Genomic DNA, 17,471 nt, shown 5'->3' on the forward strand with positions numbered 1-17,471 from the left:
AACCAATAGTTTAAAAGTTTATAACGTTGAAAGGTTTAAAAGATATAACGATAACTTACTTTCTAACTGCTAACAACTAACAACAAATTCTCCCCTTAGGGTTTTGTAATTTCATAATTTTATAGAATATTAGCCTTTTTTAACACACCTGTTTCCTTGTAACAATGTATGCCTTATGAATACAAAGACTTTAGAGTTTGGTTCCTTTTTTCAACAACCTGAAAATGCAGCGTATAAAACCCATGACATCGCATTTAAAAATCAGGCGCTATTTTATAACGGGCGGCATGCTGTTAAATATTTAATAGATGGTATTATGAGCATGCATACAGTAAACCGTATTTGGATTCCTGAATATTACTGCCAGCATGTAAGCCATTGGTTAAAAACATGTTACAACACCATAAAAACATACCCTGTAGACCCTAACAACCAACCGAAAGGCGTTATAAATATCCCTGAGGCAAAAGACCATGACATTGTATTAATTAACAACTTTTGGGGTACAGCCAATTGCAGTATAAACACCTTAGGTAAAACCTTAATTACTATAGAAGATCATTCTCATGGTTGGTTAAGCAACGCTTGCCTAAACAGTGCTGCCGACTATTGTTTTGCGTCTTTAAGGAAATCATTACCCATACCTCTTGGCGGTATGGCATGGTCAAATACACACACTTTACCTAAAATTACCTACAATACAGAGGCCGACACATTTAAAACGATATGGGACACCACAGCCAAAGCCATGACCCAAAAAGCCGATTTTTTAAAAGCAAAACACAGTAGCGCTAAAAAAGAGGTGTTTTTAGAGTTAATTAACACAGCTGAACTTGCTATGCATAATCATCACGCTATTGAAGCTTTACCTCCTGAACATGAATCTATAATAGCGCAATGGCTAAATTTTGATCCCCTTTACTACAAAAAACAGCATGAAACCCTTTTAAAAACACTTGTAAAACCTGAAATGCACCCCCAATGGTGTGCCGCTGAAGGCACAAATTTTGGATGGATATATCACTTTGAAACGTATGACCACTTAACCCGCTTTAAAAATTATTTGATTGCTAATAAGGTGTACCCCTCTTTACTATGGCCCGATAATCCTGAAAACTATGGCTATTATTTGAATTTGCATATAGACTTTAGGTATAACGAAGCACATATAGCACACCTAGCCAACATACTGAATAATGCCGTTTTGTAATATTTTAAAGTTGAAACGTAATAAGGTTATGACGTTAAAAGGTTTAAAGATACAACGATAACTTACTTTCTAACTAAATATAGTTGAAACGTTTAAAAGTTTATAACGTTTAAAAGTACTAACGATAACTAACTCTCTAACAGCTAACAGCCAACAACTAACAACTATCAACTATCAACTATCAACAGTCTTCAAACAAGGTTTAAAAGTTTAAAAGTTAAAGGCGTAACCATAATTAACTTTCTAACTGCTAACAACCACCACACACGGAATATCGAGTTTTAAAGACATTTAAGCTAAATTTAAACGTGCTTTCGCTTTTAGTATTATTTTTGTAGTAAAATAACCCCAAGTAAAACACCTGTATGTATTCGTATATCAAACCAATCATTGATTTTTTAATTGCTTTTACAGCCTTAGTGCTATTATCCCCAATTTTTATAACGGTGGCTATCATATTGGCTATATCAAATAATGGCAGTATTTTCTTTTTTCAAGAGCGCCCTGGAAAACATGAACGCATATTCAAAATTATTAAATTTAAAACCATGCGCGATTTAAAGGCTAATGAAGATTCTAATGGCCTTAATAGAGTGACTAAAACAGGTAATTTTTTAAGAACCTACTCGTTAGATGAAATTCCGCAATTAATTAATGTATTAAAAGGCGACATGAGTATTGTAGGGCCTAGACCTTTAATGGTATCTTACATTACACGCTATAACGATTTTCAAAAACAACGTCATCATGTAAAACCCGGTATTACAGGATGGGCACAAGTAAAAGGACGCAATGCCATTTCTTGGGAAAAAAAATTTGAATATGATGTGTATTATGTACATAACCAATCATTTGCTTTAGATGTAAAAATTATGTTATTAACCTTTTTAAGGCTAATTAAACCGCAAGGCGTTAATAGTAATGCCAATGTTAATATGCCTGAATTTACAGGAACCAAATGAAAAAAAACATCCTCATTATAGGCGCTTCAGGCCATGCTAAAGTAATTATTGACATTATAGAACGCACCGCTATGTATCATATTGTGGGGTTGGTTGATAGTTATAAAAGCACTTCAGAAACCTTATTTAATTACAAAATATTAGGTACGGAGCACGCCATACCTAATCTTATAGAAACCCACAACTTATACGGTGGTATTATTGCTATTGGTGATAATTATACCCGCATGAAATTGGCTAAAACTATAAACGACCAGCATACTAATTTTAAGTTTATTAATGCCATTCATCCGCAAGCTATTATAGGTAAAAATGTACAAATAGATGCGGGCTCTTGTGTCATGGCAGGTGCTATTATTAATGCCGATGCCAAAATAGGCACACATTGTATTATAAACACCAAAAGTTCTGTTGGGCATGATTGTAACATAAAATGCTATAACAGTATTGCCCCTGGGGCTACCTTAGGCGGTAATGTGCATATTGGCAAATGCTCATCTATATCTATTAATGCCACGGTTATTGAAAATGTACATATTGGCAAACATACCGTTATAGGGGCTGCGGCCTTGGTTAACAAAAACATTGGAAGCAATAAAGTGGCCTATGGTATACCTGCAAAAGTGGTTAAAGAACGCAAAAAAGAAGACAGGTATTTAGGGCTAGTAACTACTAAAAACACTAATACCTTAGAGTTTCATACCATTACAAACGCGGCAGATATTGAAACCTACAACAACACTTTACAAGCCATTGACAACGACCAAGTATTTTACACCTTAGCCTATTGCAACACCCTACCTGATAAAAACATTAGCTATTTTGTACTTAAGGACAACGATACACCCGTAATTTTAATGCCTATACATAGGAATGCTATAAAACGTAACATACCCGATGATACTACCGTGTATTATGACGTTACAGCACCATATGGCTATAGCGGCCCTATGTATCACACAGCTAATAAAGATAAACTACCGGCATTTTGGGATGCGGTAGATGCTTGGTACAAAACCAACAATGTAGTTACAGAGTTTATGCGTTTTAACCTTAATGGTAATTACAAGTGTTATTCTGGGCAAGCCATACCTTCATTAAACAATGTAAAAGGTAATTTATCTATAGGCTTTGAAAGTATTTGGGATAATTTTAAACAAAAAGTACGTAACAACTACCGCAAAGCCCAACAAAGCGGCTTACAGGTACAATTTTACTATAAAAATATAACGGACGACCATATTAGTAGCTTTTATGCAATTTATATTAGCACCATGGTGCGAAATAATGCAACGGATAACTATTTTTACCCAAAAAGCTATTTTGAAAATTTAATACAGCAAAACAAAAACCATATAGTATTGGTTATTGTATACCACGAAAACACACCTATTTCGGTAGAGCTTTGTATTATAAACAATAAAGCACTTTACTCCTATTTAGGTGGTACTTTGGCCGACTATTTTGCCCACCGCCCTAATGATTTCTTAAAAATTGAAACCATTAAATGGGCTATAAAACACGATATTTACTATTACATTTTAGGTGGTGGTAGAAAAGATGGCGATGGCTTATATAATTATAAAAAGGCCTTTTTTCCTAAAGATGAGGATGTCACCTTTTACACAGGAAGAAAAATTATAAACAAAACCATATACAAGCGCTTGTTAAGCACTATGGGTGTAAATACTGCAGATGCAGCAACCTTTATAACAGATACCAACACCTATTTTCCTTATTACAACCAACAACATGTTACCCCAACACACTAAATTAGATATCATTACTGAAAAAAATGCGTGGGATAGGATACTAAAAAACATACAAACATATGATGTGTACCACACCTACAATTACCACCATGCCACCAAACATGAAGCGCATCAAGCGGTATTACTAGTATATACCACAAATACCAGTACCATAGCCCTCCCCTTGTTACTGAGGCCCATTGAAGGTACCCCGTATTTTGATGCAACTTCAGTATATGGCTATGTAGGTCCGTTAGCAAGTGGTAATTTACAACCTGATACCTTAAAAGACTTTAAACAATTACTCCAAGCGTTTTTTGAAAAAAAACATATTGTATCGGTTTTTTCGCGTTTACACCCATTTGTAGCACAAACAGCTATGTTAGATGGTATGGGTACCACAACACACATTGGCAATGTAGTAAACATTGATATTACCTTACCCGTAGATACGCAACGCACCTTATTTTCAAAAACCACCAAGCGGTATTTAAATAAGTGTTATAAACAATTTCATGTAAAAACAGGAAAAACAGCCGCAGATATTGCTGCCTTTATGGCACTATACTATGAAAACATGGACAGGGTGCAAGCTACAAAAGCCTACTATTTTTCAGAGGCCTATTTTCAAAAATTACTAGAGAGTACTGATTTTGATACCCAGTTACTAATGGCTATTGATAATACTACCAATACTGTAGCGGCAGCTGCTTTAATGATACAAACCAACACCATAGTACAATACCACCTCTCGGGCACTAATGCAGCATATTTACACCTATCGCCTATTAGATTATTAATAGACACCATGCGCATTAAAGCTACAGAAGCCCAATGTACCCATTTTAATTTAGGCGGTGGTTTAGGTGGCAGTAGTGATGATGCGTTGTTTAACTTTAAAGCCTCGTTTTCTAAAGATTTTAAAGCCTTTAAGGTATGGAAATACATTGTAAATACAGAGGTTTACAATGCGTTAGTTACTCAAAACAATATACAAGAGACTAATGATGATACTTACTTTCCGTTATACCGTAAGCATGAAGCCGATTAAGGTGTTTTTACAATACCATGCGTTTTTAAATAATCAGCAATAGCTTTGGCTACAAGTGTTCTGCCATGATCATTCCAATGCATATCATACACTAAATTGGTTTTGGTTTTAGACTGCGCCAATAGTTGAGAATAATCTATATACTTATAATTATGGGTATGTAAGTAGTTTAAAAACACATCGGGTGTTTTAGATGCATCTAACAATAATATATTTTTAGCTTTATTATAATTATAGGTAGTGGTTAAGGCTATAAAATTATCAAGACGTTTTTGATAGATAGCCAAACTATCTACAGATGAAACCGCTTTTTGAGGCGCTTGTTTATCTGATTTAAAACGCCCCTTAACCGTATTAATTAACTTACCTGGTAGCGCTTTAATAGGATTTAAAGCCCCTATGTTTTTAGCATAGTTAAGCAGTTTAAACTGACGCAAGCGACGGTAAAATGGTGTTTCAAAACGCATACGATCTGTTAATACGGAGTAGGTATCACGCTCTAAATCATCTTTAAATGTTAGATTTAATATCACACAATCTATAGCTTCAAAGGTGTCTTTATATGCATCTACTAAATGCACCTCATCAGCAAAATCGTAACCAGCATACCCATATTCATACACGGGAATGTTGTTAAAGTGCGCTTCTATTTTTTTTCCTATGGAATTATAATACGGCTGATGAAAACCTTCTATAAAAGAATCGCCCACCAAGGCTATCTCAAAGTGTGTTTTGGAAGGCTTATAGTCTCTGGAAGAATTAAAGCCTGCACTATTAATATGAAATTCTGAAAAATTTTGGCGTCTATTCCCTGTTACAGAATACCCTGTTTGATGTGGTTGCCATTTTTCTACCTCCTGAGCATCTACAATACGCACAGGATAATCTTTTGTTAAATGAAAAGCGCGTACCAACAACTCTAAACTTAAAAGCATCAGTAAACCGTAAATGCATAAACGTACTATTAATTTTTTCATGCGGTTTGTTGTTTTGAAATAATAAAATCACCAATAACAAGACTGTCAAGACCCGTTGAAAAAAAGCACCTAACAGCATCTTGCGGAGACTCTACAACAGGCTCACCCTGAATATTAAAACTTGTATTTAAAACTACGGGAACCCCCGTTTTATCGCCCAATTTTTTAATAAGATTATAGTATTTGGGGTGTAATTCTTTTTTAACGGTTTGCAACCTTGCACTACCATCAACGTGTGTTACAGCAGGTATAACCGCTTGTTTTTCTTTTAAAACATGACATACTTTTAGCATAAAAGGTGCTTCAACAGTTAAATCAAAAAAATCATTTTTAGCCTCTACAATGGCAGAGGGCGCAAAAGGCCTGTAGGCTTCTCTAAATTTTACTTCAGCATTTATTTTATCTTTCATATCAGGAAATGCTGGGTTTGCCAATATACTTCTACTCCCTAAAGCTCTTGGACCTATTTCCATAGTGCCTTGAAACCAGCCTATAATTTGTCCTTGTTCTAATAAGGTAGCCGCAGCTTCACAAACATCATCATGCTTTGTATAATGTAGTTTAGCTCCTTTAAGCACCTGTTCAATAGCTTCATTACTGTAGGTAGTAGCCACATAAGGATTATTGTGTACAAAAGTTCTAGGTTGCTTTAAAATACCATTATATAAATAATAAGCCGCCCCAATAGCTGTTCCGTTATCACCAGCAGCGGGCATGACATAAACATCTTTAAATTTACTATCTCTAACAATACGTCCGTTCATAACACTATTTAAAGACACACCGCCAGAAATTACTAAATAGTTGGCTTTGGTTTTTTCATATAAAATATCACAAATTTCAAGGACCTTATCTTCTAAAACCCGCTGAAAAGCGGCCGCTACATCCATATGATGTTTTTGAAAAGGTTCTCCATGCTTTCGTGGTGTTCCAAAAACTTCGAAAAACTTAGGCGAACAACGTTTCCAACTAAAATGCTGATAATTAAAATAGCTTAAATCGAACGTTAATTGGCCGTTTTTAGAAACGGTTATAATGTTTTCAACCTCAGCTTTAAACACATCAGGATCACCCATAGGTGCTAACCCCATGGTTTTACCTTCATCATAACTAGTTCTAAAACCACAAAACTGGGTAACAGCCTCATAAAAAGACCCTAAGGAATGTGGAAAAAAACTTTCACTAATACACGAAATATGCGCGTCTTTTCCGTAGCCTAACCAAGTAGTAGCCCATTCACCAGAGCCATCAACACCCAATAGTGCTGCCTCCTTGTAGGGGGATACAAAAAATGATCCTGGAGCATGACTGTAATGGTGCGGTATAAAATGTACTTTAGGCCCCTGCTTTTTGGTATCCCAATGGTATTTAAACCAGTTCCAAAAACTTTTTTGCTTATTGTAAGCATGCACAAACTCATGGTTAATAAAGGTTTTTAAACCCTTTACGTTTTTTAAACAGTGTACAATTTTTTTTCCAAGATTATGTGTTGGCTTTATGGAAACGGCTATATGGTTTATATCATTGTAAGTTAGGCCTGCTATTTTAAGACATCTATCTATAGCTTTATGCGGAAACACACGGGTGTGCTTATCTCTATTAAGGCGTTCTTCTTCAATGGCTGCTATAAGCTTACCATTAACCACAATACAAGCGGTTGAGTCATGAAAATAATAGTTTAAACCTAGTATAACCATAATACTTATCTTTTAATTAAAATTGAAAATAAATGAACGATTTATCAATACCGTCATCATAAAACAACAACATTAAAAATAGTAGTAGTGTATATATAGCAAACCTTACAGCTTTGTGTTTAAAAGGAAATGGATGGCGTGGATACTGCCTAATTATAAATTCATACACCACAAAAAGTATAATTAGCACATAATAATCAATCATACGATATCCCATAGGGTGTGCATAGGCTGTAATATCTGTTCGTGTAAATATACCGCCAATATAGGCCATAGCATGTGTAATGGTATCTGCTCTAAAAAAAATCCATGAAAAGGTTACTAAGGCAAACACAAAAAGCATTTTTAAAAGCTCAGAAAACGTTGGTAATACACGGTTTTCTGCAACAATAGTATCTTTATACTTTTTATTGTTGCCAACAACAAATAAGGGTATAAAAGCTAAAGCATGAAAAGCACCCCACGCTATAAATGTCCAATTAGCACCATGCCAAAAACCACTAATTAAAAAAACAATAGCAACATTTCTAAGCGCTTTAAAGCGTCCTTGTTTTGAGCCCCCCAAAGGAATATAAATATAATAGCGAAACCACTCAGATAATGATATGTGCCAACGCTGCCAAAATTCAGCTATATTTCTAGATAGGTATGGGAATTTAAAATTAGTCATTAACTCCACACCAAATAATTTAGCAGTACCAATGGCAATATCTGAATACCCAGAAAAATCACCATATATTTGAAAACTAAATAATGTAACCCCTAATATAAGTGTGGTTGCTGGATATGTATTGGCATTGGCAAAAATGTCATCAACAATAGGTGCCAACGCATCGGCAATCACTATTTTTTTAAAAAGTCCCCACAGTATGAGTTTTAAGCCTTCAACCGTTTGGTTATAATTAAACTTACGTGCATGGGTTATTTGCGATAATAAATTAGAGGCACGCTCAATAGGGCCCGCCACCAATTGCGGAAAAAAGCTAACAAAGGCCGCAAATGCTATAAAATTTTTTGTAGGCTTTAATTGTTTGTAATAAATATCAAATGCATAAGACATGGTTTGGAACGTGTAAAATGAAATACCTACGGGCAGGATAATACGAAGCGTCCAGGTACTTTTAATGTGGTAGCCCATAAGCGCTGCCATATCTACCCAAGAATCTACAAAAAAGTTAAAATACTTAAAAAACCCTAACAAGCCTATATTAAAAACAACACTTACCCACAGCCACTGCTTGCGCTTATGTTGCTGTGTTTGTGCATATATTTGTTGCCCCACAAAATAATCGACCACCGTACTTAAAAAAATAAGCGATAAAAACCGATAATCCCACCAGCCATAAAATATATAACTAATAATAAGTAAAAACAGGTTTTGAGCCTTTAAGTGCTTTTGAAACACCTTCCAGTAAAGCAAGTAACTTATAACTAAGAATATAAAAAATTCTACCGAATTAAATATCATGGTATTAGGGTTGGTTTATTGCAATCAAATATCACAGATTTAAATAGATACATCAAAACTTTTCTTCAAAATACCAACAAAACCCCACAAAATGCATAGGAATAAAAACACATAAAATAAGGGACAAAAAAAGGCATTCATTACAATAAAAAGTAATTTCATCGAAAAAAGTAATGGCATTAAAGCAAGTACTGTATTTTAGCCTTAAATTTTAAGAATAATACCATGATTAACCCCAAATCATTTTTTAAAAGCATCCCTACAGAGGTAAAGCGCTTTCTTGGTAAAGCCCTCCTCTTCTTTATTGTATGGAAAGTTGTGTATAATATTTTTTTATACGACTCTAAATACCTTGACCACCCACTTACTACACACGTAGGGAATGCCTCTGCTTGGTTAATAAACCAACTAGGAGACATGGAAGGGTTTACTGCTAAACGCGAAGTAGTCAAACATTATTTTGAAGGTGGTGTTAACTTAAATGAATCATCGGCTATTTACCACCATGACCGTATTGTATTGTATATAGCTAATGTTTGCAATGGTTTAGAACTTATTGTGTTATACATAGGTTTTATAGTATGTATGCCTGCATCATTTTTAAGAAAATTAAAATATATTGTAATAGGGGTTATTATTTTAGACCTAACCAATATTTTACGCTGTACGGGCCTTATTTACTTACGTGAATATTATGAAATTTACTTTGACTTTGCACACCATTACCTATTTAACACCGTAGTATATACAGCTACCTTTATTATGTGGTACGTGTTTAGTAGAAAAATAACATTAAAAACAAAACACATTGAAAAAACTGTACAAGCAGGATAAGCCCCGTTTTATTATTGGCCTAATATTAATTATTTTAATATACTCTAGTTATTACATCTTTTTTGCCGAAAACCCAGACGCAGGTGCCATACCCAGAAAACTAAGACATGTTATTAAATTAGGTACAACCATTGTGGTGTATGTTATAGGTTCTATACATTTAGGTAAACTTAAAGACCAGTGGATGGCGGCATTATGGCATATTATACACATAAGTGGTTTAGGCGCTATATTTATAATAGGTGGTTATGATTGGCTTATTAGCGAATCTACATTACGCTTAAAGCTATTAGCACAAAGCATACAAGAAATGCTTATTTCACCCATGCTATATTTAGCTATGGGGTTACTTAACAGAAGTTTAAATAAAGGTAAGGCATAAAAAAAACCGTCCGAATACCTATAAAAGTATTTGGACGGTGTTTTATTTAAGATTATTAATGATTACATCTTACAAATCATTAAAAATAGAATGCATTAAACGCTTTTTATCATTAATACTTTCTTCTAAAGAAATCATTGTTTCCGTTCTGTAAACACCCTCAATATCATCTAATAAAAAGATAACCTCTTTAGCGTGCTCTGTACTTCGGGCTCTAATTTTACAGAAAATATTAAACTTTCCAGTGGTTATATGCGCCACGGTTACATAAGGAATTTCATTAATACGCTCTAATACAAACTTGGTTTGCGATGTGTTATTCAAATACACCCCTACATAGGCTATAAATGAATACCCAAGCTTTTTGTAATCTAACATTAACGATGACCCTTTAATAATGCCGGCTTCTTCCATTTTTTTAACACGTACGTGCACGGTACCAGCAGATATTAAAAGTTTTTTTGCAATGTCAGTAAACGGAATTCTTGTGTTATCAATTAACATATCAAGAATTTGATGATCGATTTCGTCTAATTTAATTTTCCCCATAATAAAGTATTCTTAGATAAAAATCAAAATTAGCATATTTTTATTAATAATTACGCATATAAAGTACGTTTTATTTTGCTTTTAATACGATTTTTTCATTTTTCAATATTACGATAACGTTTTCGTTACCTTCAGCTAACATTTTATGCGTTTCATCTAACAGGGTTTCACCTTGTGCATCTATTTCTTTATGACCATAAAAATCATGCAGCACACCAATTTTTTCAACAACAGGTACAAATACTAAGCTAGTACCCTGTAAAGTTTCTTTAAATTGTATGGCTACATCCACCAAATTAGCCGCATAACCTGATACATTGCGTATAATGATATCAAAAAATAACTTTTCATTTTCAGGAATATCGTAATACGGCTTATAATGCGTGCCTGTAACATCATGCGCCGCTATATAGTTTAAAGATGTTATATAAGACCTATAAATGAGTTCTCGTGTATATTCCCTATCGTAATCGCCTTCAAAATGGCCTGCTTCAAACAATATAGTAGGCGCATGTTCACTTTGAAACGTATCACCTACACAATTCAAATTAAAAGCATCATCATACACGCCCACTTGCCCAGGAATGACATCTTGTAACATAGTATTCATTTGTGCAATAACCTCCATAGCTTTTTTTCGGGTAGCCGTTACGGTACAAGCGGCATCTTCAGCAGGTGATAGAAACGATACGGTAGCCGATTTGCGTGCCTTACCAGCACTAAAAATAGTGCGTTGCCCATGTAAATTATAGCAAAAATGAGGTTTAAAGCTGTTAAAAACGTGGCGTAACACTAAACTTTCGGGTTGTGTAAGGTTTTGAGCATCGCGGTTTAAGTCTACTTGGTTGGCATTAACCCGTGTGTAAGCCTCAGCACCGTCTGGGTTTAAAATAGGAATGATGTTTAAAGTAACAGCTTCTAATAGGCTATTACTAGCAGCCGATGCATTACACAAGGTATTTAACAAGTCGAATAACGCTTTGGTGGTTGTAGACTCGTTACCGTGCATTTGAGACCACATTAAAATACGCTTTTTACCAGTACCTATAGTAAGCCCGTAAATAGGCTTATCACGTACAGAATGCCCAATAGTATGCACAGTACATATGTTGGGTAAAGCATTTAATAAAGGGTGTATAGTATCATTGGTTATATACCGACCAAATAAGGCGGTTGCTTTATGGGTTTTATAAAGTGTTTGTAAGCTATCGGTTTTCATACATATGAGTTTGGATACAAATGTAAACAATTACAATTTTACAAATGTAAACAACAAAAATACACTTAGTTGATTACAGATGTATACAGATTAGTAACTGCTAATTCACAAAAAACATCTGTAAGTTCGATAAAAACTAAAAAGCATTGTTTTTCAGATACTTAAATATATTTATATAAACTTTAAATTTAACAAATATGCATATTTAACATAAGTTTACAGATGTTAATTTAATTATTTTTTACATTTGTAACAGTTATACCTAAACCCTATTGTTTACAATGATAAACAACAAAGATTTTGCTAACAGATTAAAAAAAGTGATTGATTATTACGGAGAATCGGCCTCGTCATTTGCTGAAAAAATTAGCGTACAGCGCTCCAGTATTTCACACATACTATCAGGAAGAAATAAACCGAGTTTAGACTTTGTTTTAAAAATTTTAACCACCTATCCTGAAGTAGATTTGTATTGGTTGTTAAATGGCAAAGGCAGCTTCCCTAGCCAACAAAGTACATTAAATTTTAATGATACTAATACGCAACAGATGCCGCCACCAAAAAACGAAGACACAACACCAAAAGCCCCGTTACCTTTACAAGAGGCATTACACCATAATACAGACAATACAAAAGCTATTGAACGCATTGTAATTTTTTATACCGATGGAAGTTTTAAAAACTTTCAAAATTAGTATAAGTTTGCATTTTAAATATTACGTATGCGTTTTATATATATGAGCCTTTTTGTGTTGCTTTTTAATTGTTATCAGGTAGAAAGACAATGTACTGATTACAAAACAGGCACGTTTTACAGTGAAATTACTATAGATGGTACGCTGTACAAATCTACCTTTACAAGAACCGATACCTTACAAATTGAAACCTATAACAACCATGTAGATTCTACCAAACTGCGTTGGATTAATGATTGTGAAGTTATTTTTAAAACCATTAACCCTAAAAGTATGGCTGAAAAAAAAGATGTGCACTTAAAAATACTAACAACAACTGATAGTTCGTACACTTTTGAATATTCATACGTAGGCGAAACTAAAAAACAAAAAGGCGTGGCTTATAAAGCTACAACACCTTAATCAAAAGGATACAAAAACGATTCTACCAAGGTAAACGTAACCGTATGATTGTTGTTTATTTGGTAGGTTAAAAATACTTCGCCCCAGAATTCGCCATCTGAAAAATCGGCAATAATCCATTTATGGTTAAGCATTTTCACGGTGTTAATCATCATTTTTCGGCCTTCACTAGAACCATAAGGCACAATAGGATGTTGGCCTTTTACCTCATTTAGCTTATATAATTCATCTTTTACAAGCGGTATAAGGCTATCTATGTTATAACCATCGGCTTCAAAATAACTTATAGCGTCTTCATTATGTGCCAAATTAAAATGCGCCGCGTTTAAATAGGCGTTTTCTAAACTGGCTACAGAATCTTTATAGGTTAGCAATGCAGCCTCTCGTTTTTCTAAAGTAGTGTTTAAATTTTCAAAAACACGTTTGGCGTTCACATACTGAAATAATATGAGTAATACGGAAAACACAAACAGATACATAAAAATACGTTGTTTCATAATATACGTTTAAATGGTAATTTGTAATTCATCATAAGCTAAAAACACATTATTGGGCAAAGTTTTCTCAACAGCGTCATGAAACCCTAACATATGGCTTATGTGTGTTAAATAGGCTTTTTCAGGATTTACCTGTTTAATAAATGCTAAAGCTTCAGCTAAATTAAAATGCGATTGGTGCGGTTGTTCGCGCAAGGCATTAACCACTAACACCTTTACGCCTTTAAGTTTTTTAATTTCTTTGGGGGCAACCGTTTTCATATCTGTTAAATAAGCAAAATTGCCAAACCTAAAACCAAATACTTGTAAAGTACCATGCTTACCATTAATAGGCACAATGGTATGATTATTAATAGTAAAGGGCTTATTTTTAATCTTGTTTATAACCACCGTAGGTGCCCCAGGATATTTGTTTTTTGTAACAAACACATAATCAAAGCGTTTTTTTAAGGCTTTTATAACACGTTTGTGGGCATATATGGGGATATCGCCCTGCTTAAAATAAAACGGCCTAATATCATCTAACCCTGCAACATGATCAGAATGTTCATGCGTAAACAACAGGGCATCTATTTTTTCACAACCGCTACGCAGCATTTGATATCTAAAATCGGGGCCACAATCTACCACATAATTACAAGCATCCCATGATATTAATACCGAAACACGCAAGCGTTTATCTTTGGGGTTGTTACTTAAACACACCGGATGCGTGCTTCCTATTATAGGAATACCTTGTGATGTGCCTGTACCTAAAAACGTTACTTTCAATTACAATGTGTTTTGCACAAAAATAGCGTTATTTTTTTGTTTGCTTCACTTATTTAATAACTTTGCATAGAACGTATGTAACCTATTATTATATGGATATTCACATTAAAGGCGATAGAGAATTTGATGACATCCCTTCAATAAAATCTAAAGCACTTCGCGTAAACTTAAATCAAAATATTTACGGAACATTTGCCGAAATTGGCGCAGGCCAAGAAACATGTAGGCATTTTTTTAGAGCTGGTGGTGCATCAGGCACTATTGCCAAAGCCATGTCTGCTTATGATAAAGCCTTTAGTGACGCTATTTATGGTGCTGAAGCTGACGGACGTTACGTAACAGAATCTAGACTTCGCAAAATGCTTAGTCATGAAATGGATTTAATGGAAAAGCGTATTACTAGAGACGTGAATCCGGATAAAATTTTCTTCACCTATGCCAATACGGTAGCTACCATAGATTTTGCTAAACAGTTTAAAGGCCATGGTTGGGTAGGTATTAGGTATCAAGTAGATGCAGAACAAAAGGAATATAATGAAATAACATTACACATCCGTTTTAAAGAAACCGATGCCCGTTTACAACAAGAAACCTTAGGTATATTAGGTACAAACCTTATTTACGGCGCGTTTTACCACTACCACCAACCCAAAAAATTACTGCGTTATCTATACGATCATTTAGATAAAGACCAAATTGAAATTGATACTATTAATTTCTCAGGTCCCATATTTAAAAGTGTAGACAACCGTTTGATGAGTTTACAGCTTGTAAAAAATGGTATGACCGATGCTGTTGTTTTTGGGCCTGATGGTACAAACGTATTGCCCGCCAGAATTTTTTATAAGAAAAATATTTTAGCATTGCGCGGAAGTTTTAGACCCGTAACAAAGGTGAACATGGCTATGTATGAGAAATCATATGAAATGTTTACTAAAGAGCGTAAAGTAGATGCCAATAACACTGTAACTGTTTTTGAAATAACCTTATCAAACTTAAGAGCTGAAGGTGAAATTGACGAACAAGATTTTATTGACAGAGCCGATTTATTATGTGCCCTAGGCCACTCTGTAATGATATCAAATTTTCAAGAATATTTTAAAGTGGTTGAGTATTTCTCTAACTACACCAAAGCACGTATGGGGCTTGCCATGGGCGTAAGCAACTTGGTTGATATTTTTGATGAAAAATATTACCGCCATATTAGTGGTGGTATTTTAGAAGCCTTTGGTAAATTATTCTTTAAAGATTTAAAGGTATACCTATACCCTATGTTTGACCCTGAAACAGGTGAACTCATTACAAGCGAAAACCTTAAAGTATACCCACGTATGAAAGAATTATACAAATTCTTTAAATACAACGGTAAAGTGGTAGATATTGAAGATTATGATGAAAGTATTATGAATATATTTTCTAGACAAGCCTTAAAAATGATTGATAAAGGTGAACCTGGTTGGGAAGATATGTTGCCCGATGGTACAGCCGATTTAATTAAAGATTATCGTTTATTTGGCTACACCCGAAAACCACTGAAACCACTGGTTATAAAACGCCGAAATGCACGTAAAAAATAAAAAAAAGCCCTTTTTAAGGGCTTTTTTTTATGCTTAATAATTACAACAAACCTTACTTTAAAATTTGGCTGGTATGATCTTTAGTTTTTACTTTGGTAATAACATCTTCTATCACGCCATCTGCATCAATTACAAAGGTAACACGGTGAATACCGTCATATTCGCGCCCCATAAACTTTTTAGGCCCCCAAACACCAAAAGCATTAATAACCGTTTTATCTTCATCAGCCAATAATGGATATGGAAAATTGTATTTATTTTTAAAGTTTGATTGACGCTTAGCACTATCGGCACTTACACCTAAAATACGATATCCTTGCGCCTCAAAACGCTCATGGTTGTCACTTAAATTACAAGCTTCGGCAGTACAACCAGGTGTACTTGCTTTAGGATAAAAAAACAACACGAGCTTTTTACCAGCATAATCACTTAAACGAATGGTGTTTCCATCCTGATCTTGGGCTTCAAAATTTGGTGCCTTATCACCTATTTTTAATGTAGTCATATTTAATATCTTTGTTTTTTGTAAAAATACAACTCTATGACAAAACAAGAAAGTGTAAACTTTGTTATAAACACTTTATACAAACTATATCCTGAAATTCCTATTCCGTTAGACCATAAAGATCCGTACACACTGTTAATAGCCGTACTTATGTCTGCACAAAGCACCGATGTACGTGTAAACCAAATTACTCCACTGCTTTTTGAACGTGCCGACAACCCTTATGACATGGTGAAACTAACAGTAGATGAGATTAGAGACATTATAAAACCCGTAGGCTTATCACCTATGAAAAGCAAAGGTATTTACGGTTTATCAAAAATTTTAATTGAAGAACATAACGGTAACGTACCACAAAGTTTTGAGGCTTTAGAGGCCTTACCTGCTGTTGGCCATAAAACCGCCAGCGTTGTGATGTCTCAAGCATTTGGTATACCGGCATTTCCTGTAGATACGCACATACACCGGTTAATGTACCGTTGGAATTTAAGCAATGGAAAAAATGTTACACAAACCGAAAAAGATGCCAAACGCCTATTTCCTAAAGAATTATGGAATGATTTACACTTACAAATTATTTGGTATGGCAGAGAATATTCGCCGGCACGTGGCTGGGATTTAGAAAAAGATATTATTACCAAAACCATTGGTAGAAAATCTGTAATTAACGACTATTACAAAAAGAAAAAGACTGTTTAGAGCTTACCAAACAGTCTTTTAACACTTAATTTTGAAGCATTTCAAACGTTAATTTATTACAATTTATAACACGTAATGCCTTTGAATAGTTTAAAATAAATTGAACCGTATCTTCTGTAGGCTCTAATTTGTTTAAGTTTTCAGAAAAATGTTTTTCAGAGTAAAGTTTTGCCATTATATCAATTTAAGAATTATACCATTGATAACGCAGCAAAAATTACTTTA

General features: G+C 34.3%; 19 protein-coding genes. 10 read left to right on the top strand and 9 right to left on the bottom strand.

Translation table 11 applies throughout. The features are described from left to right. The first annotated feature begins 175 nt into the window (after positions 1–175). From FUA26_RS06280 to FUA26_RS06295, 4 genes are all read left to right on the top strand, one after another. Positions 176–1,210 (top strand): hypothetical protein, encoded by a 1,035-nt coding sequence (locus FUA26_RS06280; protein ID WP_147133156.1) that lies wholly within the window; start codon positions 176–178, stop codon positions 1,208–1,210. A gap of 365 nt (positions 1,211–1,575) precedes the next feature. After that, positions 1,576–2,172 (top strand): sugar transferase, encoded by a 597-nt coding sequence (locus FUA26_RS06285; RefSeq protein ID WP_147133159.1) that lies wholly within the window; start codon positions 1,576–1,578, stop codon positions 2,170–2,172. After that, on the top strand, positions 2,169–3,944 hold the full coding sequence (locus FUA26_RS06290) for a NeuD/PglB/VioB family sugar acetyltransferase (RefSeq protein WP_147133162.1): 1,776 nt from the start codon (positions 2,169–2,171) through the stop codon (positions 3,942–3,944). The genes FUA26_RS06285 and FUA26_RS06290 overlap by 4 nt, the downstream gene beginning before the upstream one ends. Next, positions 3,925–4,974 carry a GNAT family N-acetyltransferase gene (locus tag FUA26_RS06295; RefSeq protein ID WP_147133165.1) on the top strand — a complete coding sequence of 350 codons (1,050 nt, stop codon included), beginning with the start codon at positions 3,925–3,927 and terminating at the stop codon, positions 4,972–4,974. The genes FUA26_RS06290 and FUA26_RS06295 overlap by 20 nt, the downstream gene beginning before the upstream one ends. On the opposite strand, the gene FUA26_RS06300 is transcribed toward FUA26_RS06295, so the two are convergent. From FUA26_RS06300 to FUA26_RS06310, 3 genes are read right to left on the bottom strand one after another with little or no spacing between them, the layout of a single operon-like run. Beyond that, positions 4,971–5,951 carry a hypothetical protein gene (locus tag FUA26_RS06300; protein ID WP_246109091.1) on the bottom strand — a complete coding sequence of 327 codons (981 nt, stop codon included), beginning with the start codon at positions 5,949–5,951 and terminating at the stop codon, positions 4,971–4,973. The genes FUA26_RS06295 and FUA26_RS06300 overlap by 4 nt on opposite strands. Beyond that, positions 5,948–7,648, bottom strand: a complete 1,701-nt coding sequence (locus FUA26_RS06305) for a carbamoyltransferase family protein (RefSeq protein WP_147133168.1) — start codon at positions 7,646–7,648, stop codon at positions 5,948–5,950. Before FUA26_RS06305 ends, FUA26_RS06300 begins: the two co-directional genes overlap by 4 nt. Before the next feature lie 16 nt (positions 7,649–7,664). Then, complete coding sequence (locus FUA26_RS06310; RefSeq protein WP_147133171.1) at positions 7,665–9,116, bottom strand: MBOAT family O-acyltransferase; 1,452 nt, start codon at positions 9,114–9,116, stop codon at positions 7,665–7,667. Between the two features lie 225 nt (positions 9,117–9,341). Between FUA26_RS06310 and FUA26_RS06315 the strand changes: the two genes are divergently transcribed. Beyond that, on the top strand, positions 9,342–9,950 hold the full coding sequence (locus FUA26_RS06315) for an exosortase/archaeosortase family protein (protein ID WP_147133174.1): 609 nt from the start codon (positions 9,342–9,344) through the stop codon (positions 9,948–9,950). Further along, positions 9,925–10,332, top strand: coding sequence for a hypothetical protein (locus tag FUA26_RS06320; RefSeq protein ID WP_147133177.1), 408 nt, complete (start codon positions 9,925–9,927; stop codon positions 10,330–10,332). The genes FUA26_RS06315 and FUA26_RS06320 overlap by 26 nt, the downstream gene beginning before the upstream one ends. 69 nt (positions 10,333–10,401) lie before the next feature. Here the strand turns inward: FUA26_RS06320 and FUA26_RS06325 are convergent, their stop codons facing one another. Beyond that, positions 10,402–10,881 (bottom strand): Lrp/AsnC family transcriptional regulator, encoded by a 480-nt coding sequence (locus FUA26_RS06325; RefSeq protein WP_092850739.1) that lies wholly within the window; start codon positions 10,879–10,881, stop codon positions 10,402–10,404. A 70-nt stretch (positions 10,882–10,951) separates the two neighbouring features. After that, a complete protein-coding gene (locus FUA26_RS06330; RefSeq protein ID WP_147133180.1) occupies positions 10,952–12,100 on the bottom strand; it encodes a M14 family zinc carboxypeptidase in 1,149 nt (382 codons plus the stop codon). A gap of 281 nt (positions 12,101–12,381) precedes the next feature. Here FUA26_RS06330 and FUA26_RS06335 point away from each other — a divergent pair, with 281 nt between their 5' ends. Both FUA26_RS06335 and FUA26_RS06340 read left to right on the top strand, forming a co-directional pair. Then, positions 12,382–12,795, top strand: coding sequence for a helix-turn-helix transcriptional regulator (locus FUA26_RS06335; protein ID WP_147133183.1), 414 nt, complete (start codon positions 12,382–12,384; stop codon positions 12,793–12,795). Between the two features lie 27 nt (positions 12,796–12,822). Next, positions 12,823–13,197 carry a DNA topoisomerase IV gene (locus FUA26_RS06340; RefSeq protein WP_147133185.1) on the top strand — a complete coding sequence of 125 codons (375 nt, stop codon included), beginning with the start codon at positions 12,823–12,825 and terminating at the stop codon, positions 13,195–13,197. Here FUA26_RS06340 and FUA26_RS06345 read toward each other — a convergent pair. Together FUA26_RS06345 and FUA26_RS06350 are read right to left on the bottom strand one after the other, a co-directional pair. Further along, entirely contained in the window at positions 13,194–13,694 is a 501-nt protein-coding gene (locus tag FUA26_RS06345) for a hydrolase (RefSeq protein WP_147133188.1), read from the bottom strand. The genes FUA26_RS06340 and FUA26_RS06345 overlap by 4 nt on opposite strands. A gap of 9 nt (positions 13,695–13,703) precedes the next feature. After that, a complete protein-coding gene (locus tag FUA26_RS06350) occupies positions 13,704–14,465 on the bottom strand; it encodes an MBL fold metallo-hydrolase (protein ID WP_147133191.1) in 762 nt (253 codons plus the stop codon). A gap of 92 nt (positions 14,466–14,557) precedes the next feature. On the opposite strand from FUA26_RS06350, the gene FUA26_RS06355 reads away from it, so the two are divergent. Continuing rightward, complete coding sequence (locus tag FUA26_RS06355; protein WP_147133194.1) at positions 14,558–16,042, top strand: TonB-dependent receptor; 1,485 nt, start codon at positions 14,558–14,560, stop codon at positions 16,040–16,042. A gap of 52 nt (positions 16,043–16,094) precedes the next feature. Here FUA26_RS06355 and bcp read toward each other — a convergent pair whose 3' ends face one another. Then, positions 16,095–16,547, bottom strand: a complete 453-nt coding sequence (gene bcp / locus FUA26_RS06360) for a thioredoxin-dependent thiol peroxidase (RefSeq protein WP_147133197.1) — start codon at positions 16,545–16,547, stop codon at positions 16,095–16,097. A gap of 36 nt (positions 16,548–16,583) precedes the next feature. Between bcp and FUA26_RS06365 the strand changes: the two genes are divergently transcribed. Further along, positions 16,584–17,246, top strand: a complete 663-nt coding sequence (locus tag FUA26_RS06365) for an endonuclease III domain-containing protein (protein WP_147133200.1) — start codon at positions 16,584–16,586, stop codon at positions 17,244–17,246. Between the two features lie 25 nt (positions 17,247–17,271). On the opposite strand, the gene FUA26_RS15680 is transcribed toward FUA26_RS06365, so the two are convergent. Further along, on the bottom strand, positions 17,272–17,421 hold the full coding sequence (locus FUA26_RS15680) for a hypothetical protein (RefSeq protein ID WP_186826872.1): 150 nt from the start codon (positions 17,419–17,421) through the stop codon (positions 17,272–17,274). Between the last annotated feature and the right edge of the window lie 50 nt (positions 17,422–17,471).

This window comes from Seonamhaeicola algicola, assembly GCF_007997385.1.
GTDB lineage: Bacteria > Bacteroidota > Bacteroidia > Flavobacteriales > Flavobacteriaceae > Seonamhaeicola > Seonamhaeicola algicola.